We start from the raw sequence: 19,072 nt of genomic DNA, 5'->3' as shown, positions 1-19,072 counted from the left end.
CGCGCTGGCTCCCGCTGCTGCATCACAGCGCGCCAAACACCTTCTTCGCCAGGCTGGTAGCCGCTTCAGCCGGGTTGGCCCGGATACCTTCCTCTTTCTGGGCGATCAGCTTGAACAGACCGTCCAGCGCCTTTTCGGTCACGTAGCTTTCAATGTTGGCACTCTTGGCGTCGATCACGCCGAGGGTCGCCGCCTGTCCGGCGAACGAGTTGTACTGCTGGGCCAGGCCGACCTGGTCGGTGGCCTGCTTGACGATCGGCAGGAACTTGGCGCGGATCTGCTCGCGGCTGGTCTTGTCCAGGTACTGCGTGGCCGAGTCCTTGCCGCCGCTGAGAATGCTCTTGGCGTCATTCACGGTCATCTTCTTCACCGCATCCACCAGCAGCGCCTGGGCCTGGGGCATGGCTGCCTCGGCCGCCTTGTTCATGCTGGTTTCCAGCTGGTCGACCTGGGCACCCATGCCGAACTGCTTCATCTTGCTGGCGACCTTGCCCAGCTTGCCCGGCAGTTCGATCTTCACTTCAGGGTTGTTGCTGAAGCCACCCGGCTTGCCGAGCGTCGTGACGGCGGCGACGGCCCCCTGGGCCAGGGCGTCCTTGAGCCCGCCCGAGGCTTCGCCCTGGGACAGGCTGCCCAGGGACAGGGCCAGCGCGTTGGCGGAGATCAGCAGGCCGGCGCAGAGGCTGGCCAGACGTAGGGAAGGACGGAGCATGGAAAGCTTCCTTATGCGAAAAGAGAAAATGACCGGGCGGAGTCGGCACGCTTCGGCGAAGGCTGTGGAAACAGGCCGCTCGAACGGGCGCCGGGCTGTCCGCTGGTGATAACAGTAGCTGGCCGGCGAGTTCGATGCGAGCGCTGATCGAAGACATTGCCGGGCTTCAGGCCCTGAGGGTCAGGTTCTGTGGCTTTTCCTTCTGCAATACGACGGTCCGGGGAATGGGTTTCATGGTGAACTTGCGCCGGCTGCCGAAGCTGCCCTGGGTTTCGTAGAGCTGGCCGGGCTTGACCCGGCTGGGGTCATAACGCAGGTAGCGGGGGATCGCGCCCTTGAGCAGGGTGATCTCCTCGCAGAGGATGTAGGGCGGCAGGCCGGAGTCGTTGAGGGCGACCAGTTTCAGGTTGGCCAGGGTGTTCTCGTCCGTGCCGATCAGCGGCACCAGCGCCGCGCTCAGGTACAGGTAGCCAGGTGGGCTCAGGTGAAAGCTCGCCTCCTGGTTGTCCTTGCGCCATCTGAAGTTGTAGCGGATGTCGGCCAGCAGCGAGGCGCCATCGACGCTCATGTCGAACTCGATCTCTATCCTGCTGTTGTAGCGCAGGTCCTGGGGCAGTTCGAACACGAAGCGCCAGGGGCTGCGTGATGGCAGGTCGGCGCTGCTCCAGGTGCCGAGGATGGCATGGGTATCGCGGTTGCGCAGGGTGATCCGGGTTTGCGCCCGGGCCGGAATGGCATAGTCCGGCGGAAAGTGGAAAACAGCTGTGACGAGGTTTTTCGCAGTCATCTCGATATCCTTATCGAACGCGTCAAAGGCAACGCAGGGTCCAGTCTATACGAGTGTTTGCCGGGGAAATTCGGCGATGAAATATCGTTGTTGCTTTGCCGAATTGTCTGTCGTTGGGTTGCCGGTTATCTGATGTAGATCGGCTGATTGGCCCTGTGCCTGTCGCCTTGCAGGGCTGCCTGCAGCCGAGTGTTGCCAGCTGTGGGCAAGAGCGTGTTTTTACAGTTCTTGTCGGAATAGCCCGACATTTACTGATCCTTGTTGCTACGACAGAAAAGGACATGGGGTTATCGCTTGCGTTGCGGCGGGTGCGATACATGTATTGCGCTTGAGAACCGTGGAGTGAACCCATGTCATCCAGACGATACCTGTGCGACGCGCAAATCAGCCAGGCCATGCAGATTGCCGATCTTTCCGAGTTCGAGGCACCTGTGCATGCGGTGGGGCTGATTGCCCAGTGTGTGCTCGGCGGGCTTGAGGCACAGGGTTGGCCGGCTCCCCGGGTTATCCGCGGACCGCGGATCGTCACCGCCGAGCAGAACTACGCCCTGCTTGGGTATGCGCCTGACGAAGTCACTCTCGGCAGCGACCACACCCGCTGGATCAGCGAATCACAATTGTTGCGAACCCAGACGACCAGTCTGATTCCTCCCGCACTGGTCGAGGCAGCAAGGGCGCGAAAGCCGGGGGAAACCATGCTGCTCGCTGCCCCCGGTATTACGTTCAGGCGCGACACGCGCGACCGTCTCCATTGTGCGCAACCGCACCAGATGGACATTTGGGTCATGGGTGATCCACCGCTGTCCTGCCGGGAGTCGCTGCTGAAGCTGGTCGGCGATGTTCTGAAGGCCGCGCTGCCCGATCATGCCTGGACGTGTCAGGACAGCCCTCACCACTACACCGAGGGGGGGATCGAGATCAATGTCGTCTCGGCGCAGCAGTCGGTGGAGGTGCTTGAGTGTGGTTGTATCGCCCGCTCCCTGCTCGAAAGACTCGGGCTCGATCCGCTTCAGCATGGAGGCCTGGCCATGGGCATGGGGTTGGATCGTCTGGCGATGTTGCGCAAGGGAATTCCCGATATCCGCCTGCTCAGGGACCCTCTGCCCCGTATCCAGGCACAAATGAATAGCCTCGATCCCTGGGTGCCGGTCTCTCGTCTGCCTTCGGTCACTCGCGATATCTCGCTGGCCGTGACGCCGGGACAGAGCGAGGAGGAACTGACCGAGTCGATGTTGCAGGCCGCCGGTGTGCGTAGTGGCTGGATTGAAGAGATGCGCCTGCTGGGACGCTGGAGCCATGGGCAATTGCCACCGCAGGCACTGGATCGTCTGGGCATGCTCGAAGGGCAGGAAAACGTGCTCTTGAGAATCGTCCTGAGAGACTGTGCCAGATCCATTACGGCCCAGGAGGCCAATCAACTCTATAACGATATCCAGCATGCCATGCACGAGGGAAAGGCGGGGGGTGGATATCGCAACGGCTGAGTTGCGCACAGCCTTTGCGCGATGAACCCCAGGTTGGCTGGCCTGGGGTTGTCGGTGAGGATCAGGCGGCGTCGGGACTGATGTCGCTCTTCTGCTCCGGGCCGGTGTCGTGCAATGTCACCTGGCGGATCGAAAGGCGTATTTCCGCCGGCAGTACCCGCTTGGCCGCACCTTCGGCCAGTTCGCCGAGCAGTTCGTGGTAACTGAGCTTGCCGGCTTCGTCGCGGCGCAGAACGTCGAGGTCGAGCAGAGTCTGGATGAAGTGGCGGAACAGGCTCTTGTCGAAGAACTCCGGGGCATTGAGACCGTGCAGGATCGACAGGCGCTGGGCCATGATCGTGCACAGGTCCTCCAGTTCCTCGGCGCTGATACTGTGCTGGCCGCTGTTGAGCAGCAGCGAGATTGCCATGTAGAAGCGTTGCAGGGTCTGGGCGATGCTTCTCGACAACAGGGTCAGCAGCACGAAATGCCGTGAACTCGGCGCCGGGCGCAGGTAGACTGCATTCTCGAAACGCAGCAGTCCCTGCTCGACGAAGGCCTCAAGCCATTGATCGACCACCGCGTCGAGTTCGTCCAGCGACCAGCGGATGAACAGCTCCGACTGCAGGTACGGGTACAGCGCCCGGGTGTAGCGCAGCAACTGCTCGCGGCTCATGCGTGATGAGCTCTGGAAGAAGCTCGCCAGCAATGCCGGCAGGGCGAAGATGTGCAGGACGTTGTTGCGGTAGTAGGTCATCAGTACCGCGTTCTGTTCGTCCAGGTAAAGGATCTTGCCCAGCGCATCGTTCTGTTCGGCGAGCAGGTCCATGTCCTTGACGTGCTGGATCAGCGCCCGGCCATCTCCCTCGGGCAGGGTGGTGTGCGGCGAGTAGGGGACGCGGCGCAGCAGCGCCAGGTAGAGGTCGAGCACTCGGGCCAGGGCACGGTCGTCCAGGGCCAGGCGGCTGGTGGAGAGCAGGGCCAGGGCCACCAGGTTCACCGGGTTGATCGCCGCCGCTTCGTTGAGGTTGCGCGCCACGCGCTCGCCCAGGCGGTTGGTGGTCGCGCTCAGCCAGTCCGGCTTGAATTGCGGGCCGAGTTCCTCGGCGCGCCAGCCCGGCTGTTCCTGGTCGAGGAAGTCGGCCAGCTTGATCGGCTCGCCGAAGTTGACCGCGACCTGGCCGAAGCGCTGCTTGAGCGCACCGATGACCTTGAAGATGTCGAAGATCGACTCCTTCTTCTTGCTGGCGCCGCGCAGTTCGCCGAGGTAGGTCCGGCCTTCCAGCACCCGTTCATAGCCGATATAGACCGGGACGAAGACGATCGGCATCCGCGAGGAACGCAGGAAACTGCGCAGGGTAATGGCCAGCATGCCGGTCTTGGGCCGCAGCATGCGTCCGGTACGCGAGCGGCCGCCCTCGACGAAGTACTCCACCGGAAAACCCTTGGTGAACAGCGTATGCAGGTATTCGTTGAAGACCGAGGTGTAGAGCGGGTTGCCCTTGAAGGTGCGGCGCATGAAGAACGCCCCGCCACGGCGCAGCAGGCCGCCGATCAGCGGCATGTTGAGGTTGATCCCGGCGGCGATGTGCGGCGGGGTCAGTCCGTTGCGGAACAGCAGGTAGGACAGCAGCAGGTAGTCGATATGGCTGCGATGGCAGGGCACGTAGATCACCTCGTGCCCCTGCGCCACGGATTGCACGTTTTCGATATGGTTGACGCGGATACCGTCGTAGATCTTGTTCCAGAACCAGCTCAGCACCACTTCGAGGAAGCGGATCGCCGTGTAGGTGTAGTCCGAGGCGATTTCGTTGCCGTAGCGCAGTGCCTGGGCCTTGGCCTTTTCCGCGGGGATGTTCTCGCGCTGGGCGTGTTCGAGGATCGCCTGGCGTACCTGCGGCTCGTTGACCAGGCCCTTGACCAGGTTGCGCCGGTGCGACAGGTCGGGACCGATGACCGCGGTTTTCAGGTTGCGCAAGTGTACCCGCAGAATGCGCTGGGCCATGCGCACGGTGCGCTCGTGGCCCTTGTTGTGTTCCACCAGTTCGCGCAGGTGGATCGGCGCGGAGAACTGCACGCGGGTCTTGCGGCCGAGAATCAGGATGCTCAGCAGGCGGCGCAGGCGACCTGTGACCGCCCAACTGTCGGCGAACAGCAGTTTCCACGGGCTCGATTCGCTGTCCGGCGATTGGCCCCAGAACACGCTGACCGGGATGACCTGGGCGTCCTCGACAGGATTCTGGCTCAGGGCATCGACCAGGCGGGTCAGGGTTGGCGGCGCCCCGCGCTTGTCATGACGGCCGAGCCAGTCGGGCTCCGGAGTCAGGTAGAAAAACGCCGCCGGCTCCAGCAGCGGGCCGACCGACACCGGTAGCACCGGGCGTGGCAGACCGGCCCGGCTGCATTCGTGGTCGACCACCGCCAGGTCGCTCAGCGACGGCGATTGCAGAACGTAGAACACCGGGCGGCTGCGGTCGAGGTTGAGGGTCAGGGACGACTGGTTGATCGTCTCCGAGCGCACCCACAGGTACAGGAGGCGGCGCAGGGTGCCAAACACTAGACGGCGGAACGGCGAACGGGTCATACGATTTCTGCTTCAGATGGAATGAACCGAGCGTTTGCTCGGGCGGGGAGTAGTGTGCCGTATCTGGCGAAAATCGGCAAAAACGCAACGAAGTAATATTGATTGAGAGTTTTTCGTGCTGTCTTATACTCCGGTATTCGCCCTCAGCGGTATGACCCCCGAGCGTCATCCGAAGTTCTGGCGATCAGGCTTGGAGAACCCTGCGAGCGGGGTTCACTCGATAATAAAAAAGGAGTACGGATTCATGGCAACTCGCGAGACAGGCAGTGTGAAGTGGTTCAACGATGCCAAGGGCTATGGCTTCATCCAGCGTGAAGGTGGGGCGGATGTGTTCGTGCACTATCGCGCGATTCGTGGCCAGGGCCACCGCTCGCTGACCGAGGGACAGCAGGTCGAGTACGCGGTGGTGGAAGGCCAGAAGGGCCTGCAGGCCGAGGACGTGGTGGGCTTGTAACCCTCACGCCATCCTGTGGGAGCCGGACTGCCGGCTCCCACAAGCACTCGCGTCGTGCATCAATCCTGCGAACGACGTTCCCCCTCAGGCTGTGCGCCAGGTGATCTCTTCTTCGCCGTCGGCGCTGACACGAATCCAGCGGTCGGCACTTTCCTCGCCTTCCTCCTCGACCCAACTTCCCGGCGCGCAACGCACCTCCACCTGCAGCGCGGCAAAAGCGGCGCGGGCACAGGCGATGTCGTCGTCCCACGGCGTCTGGTCGCTTTCCAGGTACAGGCTGTTCCACTTGCCCACGGCTTTGGGCAGCCAGGTCACCGGTACGCCGCCGGCCTTGCATTTCCAGGTCTGGCCCTTCTGCGTCCACTCGCTGCACGGACCGAGCGCTTCGCCCAGCCAGGCGGTAATCGCCTTGTGGTCGACGTCGGCGTCTTTCAGGTAAATCTCGATATCAGGCTGGCGCATGGATGTCCTCGCTGCGGCTGCTGAAAAATCCATTCGCGGATTCTGGCGCTCGCCAACCGGGGTTGGCGAGTTGGGTCATGGGGATCATTGCAGAACGAAGTAATCGTAGCGCATCGACACGCTGACCTCGAACGGTTCGGCCTGCTCGATCACCCGGGCGCGACGCTCGGCGCTGGCGCGCCAGCCGTGCGGGGTCATGGCCAGCAGGTTGGCACGGTCGGCGGGCCGTTCCAGGCGCAGCTTGAAGTCGAGGACTTCGCTGTGCTGCAGCGCCATGCCTTCCGGCACCAGGGCCAGGTGCTTGTCGTCGGTGTACTCGCGGACTTCGTCATAGAGCTGCTCGCGCAGTTCCATCAGGTGGCCGTTGGTCGGGCCGACCTTCATCAGGCCGCCACCGGGGCTGAGCAGGCGTTTGGCTTCCTGCCAGTCCAGCGGGCTGAAGACACTGGCGAGAAACTGGCAACTGGCGTCCGGCAGTGGAATGCGTGCCATGCTGGCGATCAACCAGGTCAGTTGCGGATTGCGCCGGCAGGCCCGCTTCACCGCTTCGCGGGAGATGTCCAGGGCATAGCCGTCGGCCGTCGGCAGTGCCTCGGCGATCTGCGCGGTGTAGTAGCCTTCGCCACAGCCGATATCGACCCAGCGTTGCGGGGCCCGTTCGGCGGCCAGTTCGGCCAGGCGGCGGGCCACCGGCGCGTAGTGGCCGGCGTTGAGGAAATCACGCCGGGCCTCGACCATGGCCTGGTTGTCGCCGGGATCGCGGCTGTTCTTGTGCTGCACCGGCAGCAGGTTCAGGTAACCCTGGCGGGCCCGGTCGAAACGATGCCCGGCCGGGCAGGCCACGCCATTGTCGACCGCGCCCAGCGGTGCACTGCAGAGAGGGCAGGTGAGCATCAGGCGAGCAACTTGATCAGGGTCTGGTAGTAGATTTCGGTCAGCACATCGAGGTCGCTGGCCAAGACCCGCTCGTTGACCTGGTGAATGGTCGCGTTGACCGGGCCGAGTTCCACCACCTGGCTGCCGAGGGTGGCGATGAAGCGTCCATCGGAGGTGCCGCCGCTGGTCGAGGCCTTGGTTTCGCGCCCGGTGATCTCGCGGATGCTGGAGGAGACCGCGTCGAGCAGCGCGCCCGGCTCGGTCAGGAACGGCAGGCCGGACAATGCCCAGTCCACGTGCCAGTCCAGCTGGTGTTTGTCGAGGATCGCCGCGACCCGTTGCTGCAGGCCCTCGACGGTCGACTCGGTGGAGAAGCGGAAGTTGAACAGCGCCACCAGCTCGCCGGGGATCACGTTGGTCGCGCCGGTGCCGGAATTGACGTTGGAGATCTGGAAGCTGGTCGGCGGGAAGAAGGCATTGCCGTCGTCCCAGTGCTCGGCCGCCAGCTCGGCGAGAGCGGGCGCGGCCAGGTGGATCGGGTTCTGCGCCAGGTGCGGATAGGCCACGTGGCCCTGCACGCCGCGGATGGTCAGCTTGGCGCCGAGGGAGCCGCGACGGCCGTTCTTCACCACGTCGCCGACCAGCGAGGTGCTCGACGGTTCGCCGACGATGCACCAGTCCAGGCGCTCGTTGCGCGCGGCCAGGCGCTCGACCACGGCCTTGGTGCCGTGATGGGCCGGGCCCTCTTCATCGCTGGTGATCAGGAAGGCCACCGAGCCCTTGTGGTCCGGGTAGTCCGCGACAAAACGCTCGGCCGCGACGACCATCGCCGCGAGGCTGCCCTTCATGTCGGCGGCGCCACGCCCGCAGAGCATGCCGTGCTCGTCGATCAGCGCATCGAACGGATCGTTCTGCCAGGCCTGGACCGGGCCGGTCGGGACCACGTCGGTGTGGCCGGCGAAGCACAACACCGGACCGTCGTGGCGACCGTGGGTGGCCCAGAAGTTGTCCACGTCCTCGATGCGCATCGGTTCCAGCTGGAAACCGGCATCGCCCAGGCGCTGCATCATCAGTTTCTGGCAGTCGGCGTCGACCGGTGTCACCGATGGGCGGCGGATCAGATCACAGGCAAGTTGCAGGGTCGGCGAAAGCTCGGCGTGGGCCGTCATGGGAAACTCCGAAAACATGAAAGACGGGCTCGGTCTGCTGTGGGAGCGGGCTTGACCGCGAAGGGGGCACAAGCGCGCCGCAAGCTTCGCGGGCAAGCCCGCTCCCACACAAGTCCGCTGCCACAGTATTTGGGTTTGGCCGTGGAGTCGTGCTCGACCAGGGCGCAGAAAATGGCGGATATCTTAAAGCAAAACGGCGACCATAGGCCGCCGTTTAGAGGATCGCATCGACTTTATGCCGCCGGCACCTGCTCGGGCTCTTCGGCCGGTTTCGGCAGCGAGGAAACGAAGGCCATGAACAGCGCGGCCACGTACGGCAGCGACTGCACCAGCAGCATGGCGACCCAGAAGCGCATGTCGTTGCTCGGCATGCCCTGCACCAGGTAGATCCCCAGGGCTGCGCCCCACAACAGCAGCATGATGAACAGTTCTTCACGGGCTTCCGAGATCGCCACCCAGAAACCGTGCTTGTCGGCGTTCTTCGGCGTGCGGAAAAACGGAATGCTGCTGGTGAAGAAACCGTACAGCACCGCCTTGGCGATGGTGTGCGACAACGCCAGGCCTGCCAGCGCGGCGGCGAAGGCGTCCTTCATGTTGACGCCGACCGCGCGCCGGTACAGGAACAGGATCTTGCCCACCTTGAAGGCGAACAGCGCCAGGGGCGGGATCGCGAAGATCATCAGCGGCGGGTCGACCCGTTGCGGCACGATGATCATCGCCGACGACCAGAGCAGCGCGCCCACGGTGAAGAAGATGTTCATGCCGTCGGCGATCCACGGCAGCCAGCCGGCGAGGAAGTGGTAGCGCTGGCCACGGGTCAGTTCGGTGTCGCGGCCGCGCAGCAGGCTCGCGGTGTGCCGCTTGATGATCTGGATCGCGCCATAGGCCCAGCGGAAACGCTGCTTCTTGAAGTCGATGAAGGTATCGGGCATCAACCCCTTGCCGTAGCTGTGGTGGTGATAGGCAGCCGACAGGCCTTTTTCGAACACCCGCAGGCCCAGTTCGGCGTCTTCGCAGATACACCAGTCGGCCCAGCCCAGTTCTTCCAGGACCGAACGACGGGTCATGGTCATGGTGCCGTGCTGGATGATCGCGTCACGGTCGTTGCGGGTGACCATGCCGATGTGGAAGAAACCCTTGTACTCGGAGTAGCAGAGCTTCTTGAAGGTGCTCTCGTTCTGGTCGCGGTAGTCCTGCGGCGACTGCACGATGGCGATCTTCGGATCGGCGAAGTGCGGCACCATGTGCTTGAGCCAGTTGCGGTCGACGCAGTAGTCCGAGTCGATCACCGCGATGACCTCGGCATCCTTGGCGGTATGCGGAATCAGGTAGTTCAGCGCACCGCCCTTGAAGCCGGCCAGGGGCGCGACGTGGAAGAAACGGAAGCGCGGGCCGAGGGTCTCGCAGTAGGCCTGCACCGGCTCCCAGACCGCCGGGTCCTTGGTGTTGTTGTCGATGATCAGGACTTCGTAGTCCGGATAGTCGAGGGCGGCCAGGGCGTCGAGGGTCTGTTTGACCATCTCCGGCGGCTCGTTGTAGCACGGCACGTGGATCGAGACTTTCGGGCGGTAGTCCGACTCACCCTCGACCGGCAGGAATTCCCGGCGGCGCTTGTGGGTCCACACCGCTTCGGCCAGTTCGTGGGCCTCGGTCAGCAGCACGATGAACACCCCCAGCGCACCGAGGGCGAGCAGGAAGCCCACGGTCAGGCTGAACCAGGTGCTGTATTGCTGGCTGTAGTCGTAGCCGATCCACACCAGTACCGAACCGCAAAGGAAGGCGATGAAGGTCAGGAAGGTGCGGCCGCGCTGGCGCAGTGCCGAGCCGTCGATCAGCAGGACCGCCAGGGACAGCATCGCCAGCACCACCGAGCCGATGGCCAGGACCCGCCACTGCGGAATGGCCACCACTGGCCCTTCGAAGTTGAATTTCTGCTGGCGCGCGGCGTTGTACACGCCCCAGTAGGCGCCCACCGAGCCTTCGTCACTGGCTTTCCAGGGCTGGTCGAAGGCTTCGATGACGAAGTAGTTGAAGCCCTGGCGGTTGAGCTTGTTCACCAGCGTACGCAGGTAGATCGCCTGGTCGGCCTGGGTCGCATCGGCGCCACCGCGCATGCGGCCGTTGCTCGGCCAGCCGACTTCCGACAGCAGCAGCGGCTTTTTCGGGAACATGCGTTTGAGTTCGCGGGCGCGGTCGAGTACGTACTGGCCGGATTTCTCCATCGGGATGAATTCCCAGTACGGCAGGATGTGCGCGGCGATCAGGTCGACGTGCCTGGCCAGTTCCGGGTTGTGTTCCCAGATGTGCCACTGTTCGGAAGTGGTCACCGGCACCTTCACCGCAGCGCGTACGCGATCGAGCAGCACACCGAGTTCCTTGGCGGTGATTTCCTTGCGGAAGATCGCCTCGTTACCCACCACCACGCGAACCACGCTGCGCGAGGTGTTGGCCAGCTCGATGGCCCGGGCGATTTCCCGCTCGTTGCGCTCCTGGTCCGGGCTGATCCAGATGCCCAGGGTCACCCGCAGGCCGAATTCCTCGGCCAGCTTGGGGATGTCCTGCAGCGTGCCGTCGACCGAGTAGATCCGGATGTTGTCGGTCAGCTTGCTGATGATCTCCAGGTCACGACGCATTTCATCGTCGGTCGGGTACTGGTCCTTCTGGGGGAACTGACCCTGCTGGAACGGAGAGTAGGAGAAGCCGGAGATGTGTTCCGGCCAGTTGGGGGCCGAGACCGGACGGTTGATCAACGCCCAGAAACCGGTGAACAGCGCGGCGATTGCCAGCACCACCACCAGGTTGAGTCCAAATTTACGCGATGACATAGAGATTTCGGGTTCCGAAGTAGAACGTTGAACTGCGCGGCGCGCATCCTACACGTGGGATTCGTGCTGGAACACCGCCGAGCTTAGGCAATGGCCTTTGGTTTAAGTTCTTTCCTGAGTCTTTGTAGCTGGTTTCTTGTGAAGATGTTGTCATTTTCGCTCATGTGGCCGCCATTCGTAGGCTGAAGGTGCCTGCTGCCTGCGATGGGCCTATAATGCGCGCCGATTTTTCCGGTGATTGGTCATGAGTGCAGAAGATCCGCGGTTTGCCGGCGTTGCCCGGTTGTATGGCATTGAAGGTCTGGAGCGGCTGAAGGCGGCTCATGTGGCCATCGTCGGTGTGGGCGGGGTCGGCTCCTGGGCGGCGGAGGCGATCGCCCGTTGCGGCGTCGGGGAGATTTCCCTGTTCGACCTCGACGATGTCTGCGTCAGCAACAGCAACCGCCAGTTGCATGCCCTGGACAGCACGGTGGGGCGGGCCAAGGTCGACGTCATGGCCGAGCGGCTCAGGGGTATCAACCCGGATTGTCGCGTGCATGCGGTAACGGATTTCGTCACCCGCGACACCATGGCCGAGTACATCACCGGGCAGATCGACTGCGTGATCGACTGCATCGACAGCGTCAACGCCAAGGCGGCGCTGATCGCCTGGTGCAAGCGGCGCAAGATCCAGATCATCACCACCGGCGGCGCGGGTGGGCAGATCGACCCGACACAGATCCAGGTCTGCGACCTGAACCGTACCTTCAACGATCCGCTGGCCTCCAAGGTGCGGTCGACCCTGCGTCGCGACTACGGCTTCTCCCGCACGGTCAATCGCCATTACAGCGTGCCCTGCGTGTTTTCTTCCGAGCAGTTGCGTTATCCGAAACCCGATGGCGGCATCTGTCTGCAGAAGAGTTTTGTTGGTGACGGCGTGAAGCTGGACTGTGCCGGTGGCTTCGGTGCGGTGATGATGGTCACGGCGACCTTCGGCATGGTTGCGGCGACCAAGGCGGTGGACAAGCTGGTCGCCGGCGTGCGGCGGCCGTCGGAGCGTGCCAGGCCCGCCCAGTGACGCGGGCATGGGCCGGAGCCACAGCCACGGTGCCCTAGGCTCCAGTGAGTTCGCGCATGCGCTGCAGTACGGCATTCAGGCCATTGCTGCGCGACGGCGACAGTTGCCGTGACAGCCCGAGCTGGTTGAACCAGTCCGCCAGGTCGATCCCTTGCAGTTCTTCGGCGCCCAGGCCGTTGACCCGTACCAGCAGCAGCGCCACCAGCCCACGGATCATTCGTGCATCGCTGCTGGCGACGAAATGCCACTGACCGTCCCGCAGGCTGCCGGTCAACCAGACCTGGCTCTCGCAGCCGTGCACCCGGTTGGCCTGGTTTTTCTCGGCCTCGTCCAAGGGGGGCAGGCGCTCGCCCCATTGCATCAACAGGCGGGCCCGCTGTTCCCAGCCGGCCGCCGCCCGAAAGCTGTCCAGGGCAGCCTGTGCTTCGCCCGGCAAGTTCATCGCAACAGCTCCAGGGCCTGGTCCAGTGCCTCGAAGAAGCGCTCCAGGTCATCGGAATCGTTGTACAGCCCCAGCGACACGCGGATCGCCCCGCTCAGCCCGAGTCGCTTCATCAACGGCATCGCGCAGTGATGGCCGGCGCGGACGGCAATGCCCTGCTCGGTCAGCAGGTGGGCGAGGTCGGCACTGTGCACGCCTTCGACGGTGAAACTGGCCAATGCCAACTGCGGCTCGCCCAGCAACTGGATACCGTTGCGTACCCTGAGGCCCTGCAGCAGATGGGCGTGCAGCGCCGCTTCGTGGGCGAGCACCGCGGCCTGGTCCAGCCCGGCGAGATAGTCGAGGGTCGCGCCCAGGCCGATCACACTGGCAATCGGCGGCGTTCCGGCTTCGAATCCGAGGGGGGCGGGGCGGAAGCTGGCGTGCTGGTAGTCGGCGTCCTGGACCATCTCGCCGCCGAACTGCCAGTGGCGCAGTTGCCGCAGCGCTTCGTTGCGACCATAGAGCACGCCCAGTCCGTCGGGGCCGTAGAGCTTGTGGCTGGAAAACACGTAGAAGTCGCAACCCAGCGCCTGCACGTCATGACGACCGTGCACGACGCCCTGTGCGCCGTCGACGACCGTCAGGGCGCCGCAGGCTTTCGCCCGGGCCAACAGCTGCGGCAGCGGCTGCCAGGCACCGAGCACGTTGGACAGTTGGCTGACGGCCAGCAGGCGGGTTCGCTCACCGATCAGGCCGAGCGCGGCGTCGAGGTCGATCAGGCCGGCGGCGTTGATCGGCAGGACCACCAGCTTGAGCCCGCGGCGTTGTGCCAGTTGTTGCCAGGGCAACAGGTTGGCGTGGTGTTCCAGGGCGCTGACGACCAGTTCATCGCCCTGTTGCAATAGTGGCTCCAGACCGTAGGCCAGGAGGTTCAGTGCCGCAGTGGCACCGTGGGTGAAGATGACCTGCCCGCTGTCGCCAGCCCCCAGCCATTGGCCGACCTTCAGCCGGCTGTCTTCGAAGACCTGGGTCGCGTGGGCGCCGGGCAGGTGCTGGGCACGGTGCACGTTGGCTGCGCCGTTGGCGTAGTAATGCGTCAGGGCGTCGAGCAGGGCCTGGGGTTTCTGCGTGGTGGCGGCGCTGTCCAGGTAGGTCTGGTCCTGCCGTTGCAGAGCGGCGAGGGCCGGGAAGTCGGCACGCCAGGGGGAGGGTATCAGCATGGTGTGGGCCCTGTTCAGCGTGGGCGGGGGAAACGAAAACCTGTAGGAGCCGGCGGTGCGGCGATCCGACTTGCCCGCGAAAGGGCTCTTGAGGCCGTCAAAGGCTTCGCGGGCTCTTTCGCGGGCAAGCTCGGCTGCTACAGGCGAAAGCGATTCCAGCAGCCTGCATCCCTGCTGCCTGGAACATCGCTATCGCCAGCAAGCCGGCTCCCAGAGGGAGGGCGCCATCAGTTGTGCGCGTGCAGCGCTTCGTTCAGCTCGATGGCCGACTTGTGGGTCTTGCATTCCACGGCGCCGGTTTCCGAGTTGCGACGGAACAGCAGGTCCGGTTGGCCGGCCAGGTCACGGGCCTTGACCACCTTGACCAACTGGTTGTTTTCATCGAGCAGCGCGACCTTGGTACCGGCGGTCACGTACAGGCCCGACTCGACGGTGTTGCGGTCACCCAGCGGGATACCGATACCGGCGTTGGCGCCGATCAGGCAGCCTTCGCCGACCTTGATCACGATGTTGCCGCCGCCCGACAGGGTGCCCATGGTCGAGCATCCGCCACCCAGGTCGGAACCCTTGCCGACGAACACGCCAGCCGAGACACGGCCTTCGATCATGCCCGGGCCTTCGGTGCCGGCGTTGAAGTTGACGAAGCCTTCGTGCATCACGGTGGTGCCTTCGCCGATGTAGGCACCCAGGCGGATACGTGCGCTGTCAGCGATACGCACGCCGCTCGGCACCACGTAGTCGGTCATTTTCGGGAACTTGTCCACCGAGAACACTTCCAGCAGTTCGCCACGCAGGCGCGCTTCGAGCTGGTGTTCGGCCAGTTCGGCCAGGTCGATCGCGCCCTGGCTGGTCCAGGCCACGTTCGGCAGCAGCGGGAACACGCCAGCCAGGCTCAGGCCGTGCGGCTTGACCAGGCGGTGGGACAGCAGGTGCAGCTTGAGGTAGGCCTCGGGGGTGGAGCTCAGTTGGGCGTCTTCGGCCAGCAGGGTGGCGACCAGCGGCTTGTGGCTTTCGGCCAGGCGGGTCAGCAGGGCGGCCTGTGCGGCGTCGATGCCCTTGACGGCTTCGGCCAGTTGCGAGGCCTGCGCGGGGGTGAAGCTGATGGCCTGGTTGCCGCCGGTGTAGCCCAGTACCGGGGCGACCGTCGCGATCAGGTCGGCCGATGGCTGGATCAGTGGCTGTGCGTAGAACACTTCCAGCCAGGCACCTTGACGATTCTGGGTACCGACACCGAAGCCCAGGCTGAACAGAGTAGTGGACATGCAGTTACCTCTTGCGAAATTGAGTGGGGGCCCTGAGCACTCTGGCTCAGTTGAGGGCCGCCGCGTAGCTATCTGGCTTGAAGCCAATCAGGGTTCGGTTGCCGAGATCGAGCACCGGGCGCTTGATCATCGAGGGTTGGGCGAGCATCAGCTCGATCGCCTTCGCCTGGTCGAGATCGGCCTTGCTGGCATCGTCGAGCTTGCGAAAGGTGGTGCCGGCGCGGTTGAGCAGCACTTCCCAGCCATGCTCGTTGCACCAGCGGGTCAGGTTCTCGCGGTCGATGCCGGCGGTCTTGTAGTCATGGAAGTCGTAGGCTATCGCGTGTTCTTCCAGCCAGGTGCGAGCCTTTTTCATGGTGTCGCAGGCCTTGATTCCGAAAAGGCGCAATGTGTTGCTCGTATCGGTCACGGGAATTGCCCCCTTTTGCAGATATGCGAGATGAACAGTCGGTAATTATGCCATGGCCGAGTCGGTTCGGGGCCAACCCCGTACCTGTCCGTTCGGCTGGCAGGAATCGCCCTTGCGACCTTGGTGCAACGTCCGCGCGGCAGATTAAGCGGTTAATATGGCACTTTGGCGGCTGATTGTTGCCGGATAGCTTGTTGAACGATTGGGAAGTCGCCTTATGCAAACCGCCTACACCGTCCTCATTCTGCTGATGCTGGTCGGCGTCTCGCGGTTGCTGGCGCGGGTGATTCCATTGCCCTTGCCCCTGGTGCAGATCGCCGCGGGCGCGGCGCTGGCGTGGCCGACCCTCGGCCTGCACGTTGCCCTGGACCCCGAGCTGTTTCTCTTCATGTTCCTGCCACCGCTGCTGTTCTCCGATGGTTGGCGCATGCCCAAGCGCGAGTTCTGGCGTTTGCGCGGTCCGGTGCTGACCTTGGCGGTGGGGCTGGTGCTGTTCACCGTGGTCGGTGCCGGTTGCTTCATCCACTGGTTATTGCCGGGCATTCCCCTGCCGGTGGCCTTTGCCCTGGCCGCGGTGCTGTCGCCCACCGATGCCGTGGCGGTTTCGGCGATTGCCCAGAACCGCCTGCCCACGCCGTTGATGCACATGTTGCAGGGCGAGGCGCTGATGAACGACGCCTCGGGCCTGGTGACCTTCAAGTTCGCCCTGGCGGCGGCCATCACCGGGGTGTTTTCCCTGGCCAGCGCCAGCCTCACGTTCCTGCTGGTCGCCATCGGCGGGCTGGCCACCGGTGTCGTGTTGAGCTGGCTGGTCGGGCGGCTCAGGGCCTGGATGATTGCCCGCGGCTGGGACGATCCGGCGACCCATGTGGTGTTCATGTTGCTGTTGCCGTTTGCCGCCTATGTCCTGGCCGAGCGTCTGGGTGTCTCGGGTATCCTGTCGGCGGTGGCGGCGGGGATGATGCAGAGCTGGCTCGATCTGCTACCCCGGCAGACCAGCACCCGGCTGCTCAATCGCAGCGTCTGGTCACTGCTGGAGTTTGCCTTCAACGGCCTGATCTTCCTGCTGCTGGGCCTGCAATTGCCGGATATCGTCAAGGCGGTGGCCAGCCATGAAACCTCGCTGTGGCCGACGCTTCTCTATCGTTGCCTGGATGTGCTGGCGATCTTCCTGGTGCTGCTGGTATTGCGTTATGTCTGGGTACAGAGCATCTGGCGGCTGTCGGTGCTGCTGCGTCGCTGGCGCGGCAAAAGTGAACTGACGTCGATGCCCAAGGCGCGTTCCTGCTGGCTGTTGACGTTTGGCGGCGTGCGCGGGGCGGTGACCCTGGCCGGTGTGATGTCGGTGCCGCTGCTGATCGCTCCGGGCACCGATTTCCCCGAGCGTGACCTGCTGATCTTCATTGCCGCGGGGGTGATCCTGTTGTCGCTGGTGGCGGCCTGTGTCGCCTTGCCGGTGTTGTTGCGCGATGTCGCGCCGAGCCCGGACGATGCCCGTCGCCATGAGGTCCGCGAGGCCTGGCGGCGCACCGCCGAGGCGGCGATCCGTGCCCTGGAAATCGAGGAAGCGGCCGAGCCCAATGCTGTCGCGGATGCTGCCCAGGCGGCGCTGGCCACCGAACTGAAGGCGCGGATCATGTCCGAGTATCGGCATCAACTGGAGGTGTTCAACGATTCCGCCGAGGCCCAGGCCCTGGCCTTCCAGATGGACCTGCTGGAGCGGCGCCTGCGCTTGAAGGCGCTGCGGGCACAGCGCCTGGAGCTTTACAGCCTGCGGCGTCACCACCAGATCGGGGATGATGCGTTGCGTGAGGTGCTGGGTGAACTGGACCTGAGCGAGGCCAATCTGGGGCAGGTGAAATAGCGCCGGGGCTGGCGGGCTCACCAACCCGGTTCGCGGCCGTCGTTGGCGTGGGGAGCGTCGACCACCCGTTCTGGTTGAACGCTGCGGATACGCCGTTCCACATGGTAGGCACCGTCATCGTTGTGGCGAAGGTACAGGCGCCTGCAATGGGAACAGCACCACACGGTGGACTGGTTGTAGGGGTAATAGAGCGGTGCGATGGGGGCCTCGGGTGACCAGTAGGTCGTGCCCTCGGGGTGGTACTCGTCGATGACCGCCTCTTCCGGAGGGTACTTCGACAGCGTGCCGATCGCTGTAAAGGCTTCTTCCTGATAGCCCACCGGCCAACTGCTCCAACCCTGCAGATTGCGCCGAAGGCAGGCACAGTCCACCGTTATGCCCGATGATTCCACGGCAAGGCCGAGCAGGGTCTGGGCGTCTATGAGCCGGTCCTTCATAACGAGTTTCTCTCCATGTTCTATGCACTAGTGCCCCGAGGGCCCGGGCAGCTCGAGCAGCAGGCGGGCGTAGTGTGCGAGGTCCACATTTCCACCTGACAATATCACGCCAACCCGTTTGCCCCGAAGCTGTTCGCGCATCTTGAACGCTGCGGCCGCCGCCAGGCAGCCGGTGGGTTCGACGACGAGATTCATTCTTTCGGCGAGGAAATGCATGGCCCGCAGCAACTCCTCGTCGGTGACGGTCACGATGTCTGTGACCCGTTCCCGGATGATCGGAAAGGTCAGTTTGCCCAGTGACTGGCTCTGGGCTCCGTCGGCGATGGTAATGGGTGTGGCGATGGCGACCAGTGAGCCCGAGTGCAGAGAACGCTGCGCATCGTTGCCGGCCTCCGGTTCCACTCCGAAGATCTCGCAGGCCGGAGACATCGAGCTGGCGATCAGCGCCGTGCCGGCAATCAGTCCGCCGCCGCCCACCGGTACCAGGAGCGCGTCCAGTTGCCCCACCTCTTCGAACAGTTCCAGGGCGGCGGTGCCTTGCCCGGCAATGATATCGGGGTGATCGAATGGCGGGATAAACGTGTAGTCGTGGTCCTGTTGCAGTTGTCGGGCGATCGCCAGGCGATCTTCGGCGTGGCGGTCATATTCGACCACGGACGCGCCGTAGCCCAGTGTCGCGGCCTTCTTCGCGGCTGGCGCGTCCGAGGGCATGACGATCACGGCGGGAATCCCGAGCTCCCGCGCGGCCAGGGCTATCCCCTGGGCGTGGTTGCCCGAGGAGTAGGCCACCACGCCCCGCTGCCTGGCGGTGGCATCGAGTTGCATCAGGGCGTTGAGCGCGCCGCGTATCTTGAACGCCCCCATGCGCTGGAACTGCTCGCATTTGAAATGGACCCGGTTTCCCAGCCAGGTGTCGAGGGTGGAGGAGGTGAACACCGGGGTGCGCCGTACGTGCCCCGCAAGGCGTAGGGCGGCAGCCTGCACATCCTGTGCAGTGGGCAATGACAGTTCGCTCATGGCGACTCCTGGAGTGGTGCGATGAAACGACATGACGGGGGCTGCCCGTC

Annotated in this window: 17 protein-coding genes; 4 read left to right on the top strand and 13 right to left on the bottom strand. The window is 64.1% G+C overall.

The features are described from left to right. Positions 1–22: 22 nt before the first annotated feature. Together PF66_RS02920 and PF66_RS02915 are read right to left on the bottom strand one after the other, a co-directional pair. Positions 23–712, bottom strand: coding sequence for a DUF4197 domain-containing protein (locus tag PF66_RS02920; RefSeq protein WP_054058472.1), 690 nt, complete (start codon positions 710–712; stop codon positions 23–25). A 166-nt stretch (positions 713–878) separates the two neighbouring features. After that, a complete protein-coding gene (locus PF66_RS02915) occupies positions 879–1,499 on the bottom strand; it encodes a hypothetical protein (protein WP_054058471.1) in 621 nt (206 codons plus the stop codon). A 350-nt stretch (positions 1,500–1,849) separates the two neighbouring features. On the opposite strand from PF66_RS02915, the gene PF66_RS02910 reads away from it, so the two are divergent. Then, positions 1,850–2,983, top strand: a complete 1,134-nt coding sequence (locus PF66_RS02910) for a hypothetical protein (RefSeq protein ID WP_054058470.1) — start codon at positions 1,850–1,852, stop codon at positions 2,981–2,983. Between the two features lie 61 nt (positions 2,984–3,044). Here the strand turns inward: PF66_RS02910 and plsB are convergent, their stop codons facing one another. After that, the gene (gene plsB / locus PF66_RS02905) at positions 3,045–5,546 is read right to left on the bottom strand and encodes a glycerol-3-phosphate 1-O-acyltransferase PlsB (RefSeq protein WP_054061846.1); all 2,502 of its coding nucleotides are present in this window, start codon (positions 5,544–5,546) and stop codon (positions 3,045–3,047) included. A 244-nt stretch (positions 5,547–5,790) separates the two neighbouring features. Here plsB and PF66_RS02900 point away from each other — a divergent pair, with 244 nt between their 5' ends. Further along, complete coding sequence (locus PF66_RS02900) at positions 5,791–6,000, top strand: cold shock domain-containing protein (RefSeq protein ID WP_054058468.1); 210 nt, start codon at positions 5,791–5,793, stop codon at positions 5,998–6,000. An 84-nt stretch (positions 6,001–6,084) separates the two neighbouring features. Here PF66_RS02900 and PF66_RS02895 read toward each other — a convergent pair whose 3' ends face one another. From PF66_RS02895 to PF66_RS02880, 4 genes are all read right to left on the bottom strand, one after another. Then, positions 6,085–6,462: a hypothetical protein gene (locus tag PF66_RS02895; RefSeq protein ID WP_054058467.1), complete on the bottom strand. Its 378-nt coding sequence runs from the start codon at positions 6,460–6,462 to the stop codon at positions 6,085–6,087. 84 nt (positions 6,463–6,546) lie between these two features. Then, a complete protein-coding gene (locus PF66_RS02890) occupies positions 6,547–7,356 on the bottom strand; it encodes a putative RNA methyltransferase (RefSeq protein ID WP_054061845.1) in 810 nt (269 codons plus the stop codon). Continuing rightward, positions 7,356–8,507, bottom strand: coding sequence for a succinyl-diaminopimelate desuccinylase (dapE, locus tag PF66_RS02885; protein ID WP_054061844.1), 1,152 nt, complete (start codon positions 8,505–8,507; stop codon positions 7,356–7,358). Before dapE ends, PF66_RS02890 begins: the two co-directional genes overlap by 1 nt. 233 nt (positions 8,508–8,740) lie before the next feature. Beyond that, a complete protein-coding gene (locus tag PF66_RS02880; RefSeq protein ID WP_054058464.1) occupies positions 8,741–11,332 on the bottom strand; it encodes a glycosyltransferase in 2,592 nt (863 codons plus the stop codon). Between the two features lie 244 nt (positions 11,333–11,576). Here PF66_RS02880 and tcdA point away from each other — a divergent pair, with 244 nt between their 5' ends. Further along, positions 11,577–12,389: a tRNA cyclic N6-threonylcarbamoyladenosine(37) synthase TcdA gene (gene tcdA / locus PF66_RS02875; RefSeq protein ID WP_054058463.1), complete on the top strand. Its 813-nt coding sequence runs from the start codon at positions 11,577–11,579 to the stop codon at positions 12,387–12,389. 34 nt (positions 12,390–12,423) lie between these two features. Here tcdA and PF66_RS02870 read toward each other — a convergent pair whose 3' ends face one another. From PF66_RS02870 to PF66_RS02855, 4 genes are all read right to left on the bottom strand, one after another. After that, entirely contained in the window at positions 12,424–12,831 is a 408-nt protein-coding gene (locus PF66_RS02870) for a SufE family protein (protein ID WP_054061843.1), read from the bottom strand. Next, positions 12,828–14,033 carry an aminotransferase class V-fold PLP-dependent enzyme gene (locus PF66_RS02865; RefSeq protein WP_054061842.1) on the bottom strand — a complete coding sequence of 402 codons (1,206 nt, stop codon included), beginning with the start codon at positions 14,031–14,033 and terminating at the stop codon, positions 12,828–12,830. Before PF66_RS02865 ends, PF66_RS02870 begins: the two co-directional genes overlap by 4 nt. 227 nt (positions 14,034–14,260) lie before the next feature. Beyond that, positions 14,261–15,295, bottom strand: coding sequence for a 2,3,4,5-tetrahydropyridine-2,6-dicarboxylate N-succinyltransferase (gene dapD / locus PF66_RS02860; protein ID WP_054061841.1), 1,035 nt, complete (start codon positions 15,293–15,295; stop codon positions 14,261–14,263). Between the two features lie 46 nt (positions 15,296–15,341). Further along, positions 15,342–15,650 carry an arsenate reductase gene (locus tag PF66_RS02855; RefSeq protein WP_239687978.1) on the bottom strand — a complete coding sequence of 103 codons (309 nt, stop codon included), beginning with the start codon at positions 15,648–15,650 and terminating at the stop codon, positions 15,342–15,344. A gap of 271 nt (positions 15,651–15,921) precedes the next feature. Here PF66_RS02855 and PF66_RS02850 point away from each other — a divergent pair, with 271 nt between their 5' ends. Further along, positions 15,922–17,568 (top strand): Na+/H+ antiporter, encoded by a 1,647-nt coding sequence (locus tag PF66_RS02850; protein ID WP_054058458.1) that lies wholly within the window; start codon positions 15,922–15,924, stop codon positions 17,566–17,568. Positions 17,569–17,585: 17 nt separating this feature from the next. Here the strand turns inward: PF66_RS02850 and PF66_RS02845 are convergent, their stop codons facing one another. Together PF66_RS02845 and PF66_RS02840 are read right to left on the bottom strand one after the other, a co-directional pair. Then, positions 17,586–18,005: a hypothetical protein gene (locus PF66_RS02845; RefSeq protein WP_054058457.1), complete on the bottom strand. Its 420-nt coding sequence runs from the start codon at positions 18,003–18,005 to the stop codon at positions 17,586–17,588. A gap of 27 nt (positions 18,006–18,032) precedes the next feature. After that, on the bottom strand, positions 18,033–19,022 hold the full coding sequence (locus PF66_RS02840) for a threo-3-hydroxy-L-aspartate ammonia-lyase (RefSeq protein WP_054061840.1): 990 nt from the start codon (positions 19,020–19,022) through the stop codon (positions 18,033–18,035). Positions 19,023–19,072: the final 50 nt, after the last annotated feature.

This window comes from Pseudomonas asplenii (assembly GCF_001293465.1).
Classification (GTDB): domain Bacteria; phylum Pseudomonadota; class Gammaproteobacteria; order Pseudomonadales; family Pseudomonadaceae; genus Aquipseudomonas; species Aquipseudomonas fuscovaginae_B.
Note: the sequence above shows the minus strand (reverse complement) of the source record. Positions and strands in the feature narration are given on the sequence as shown.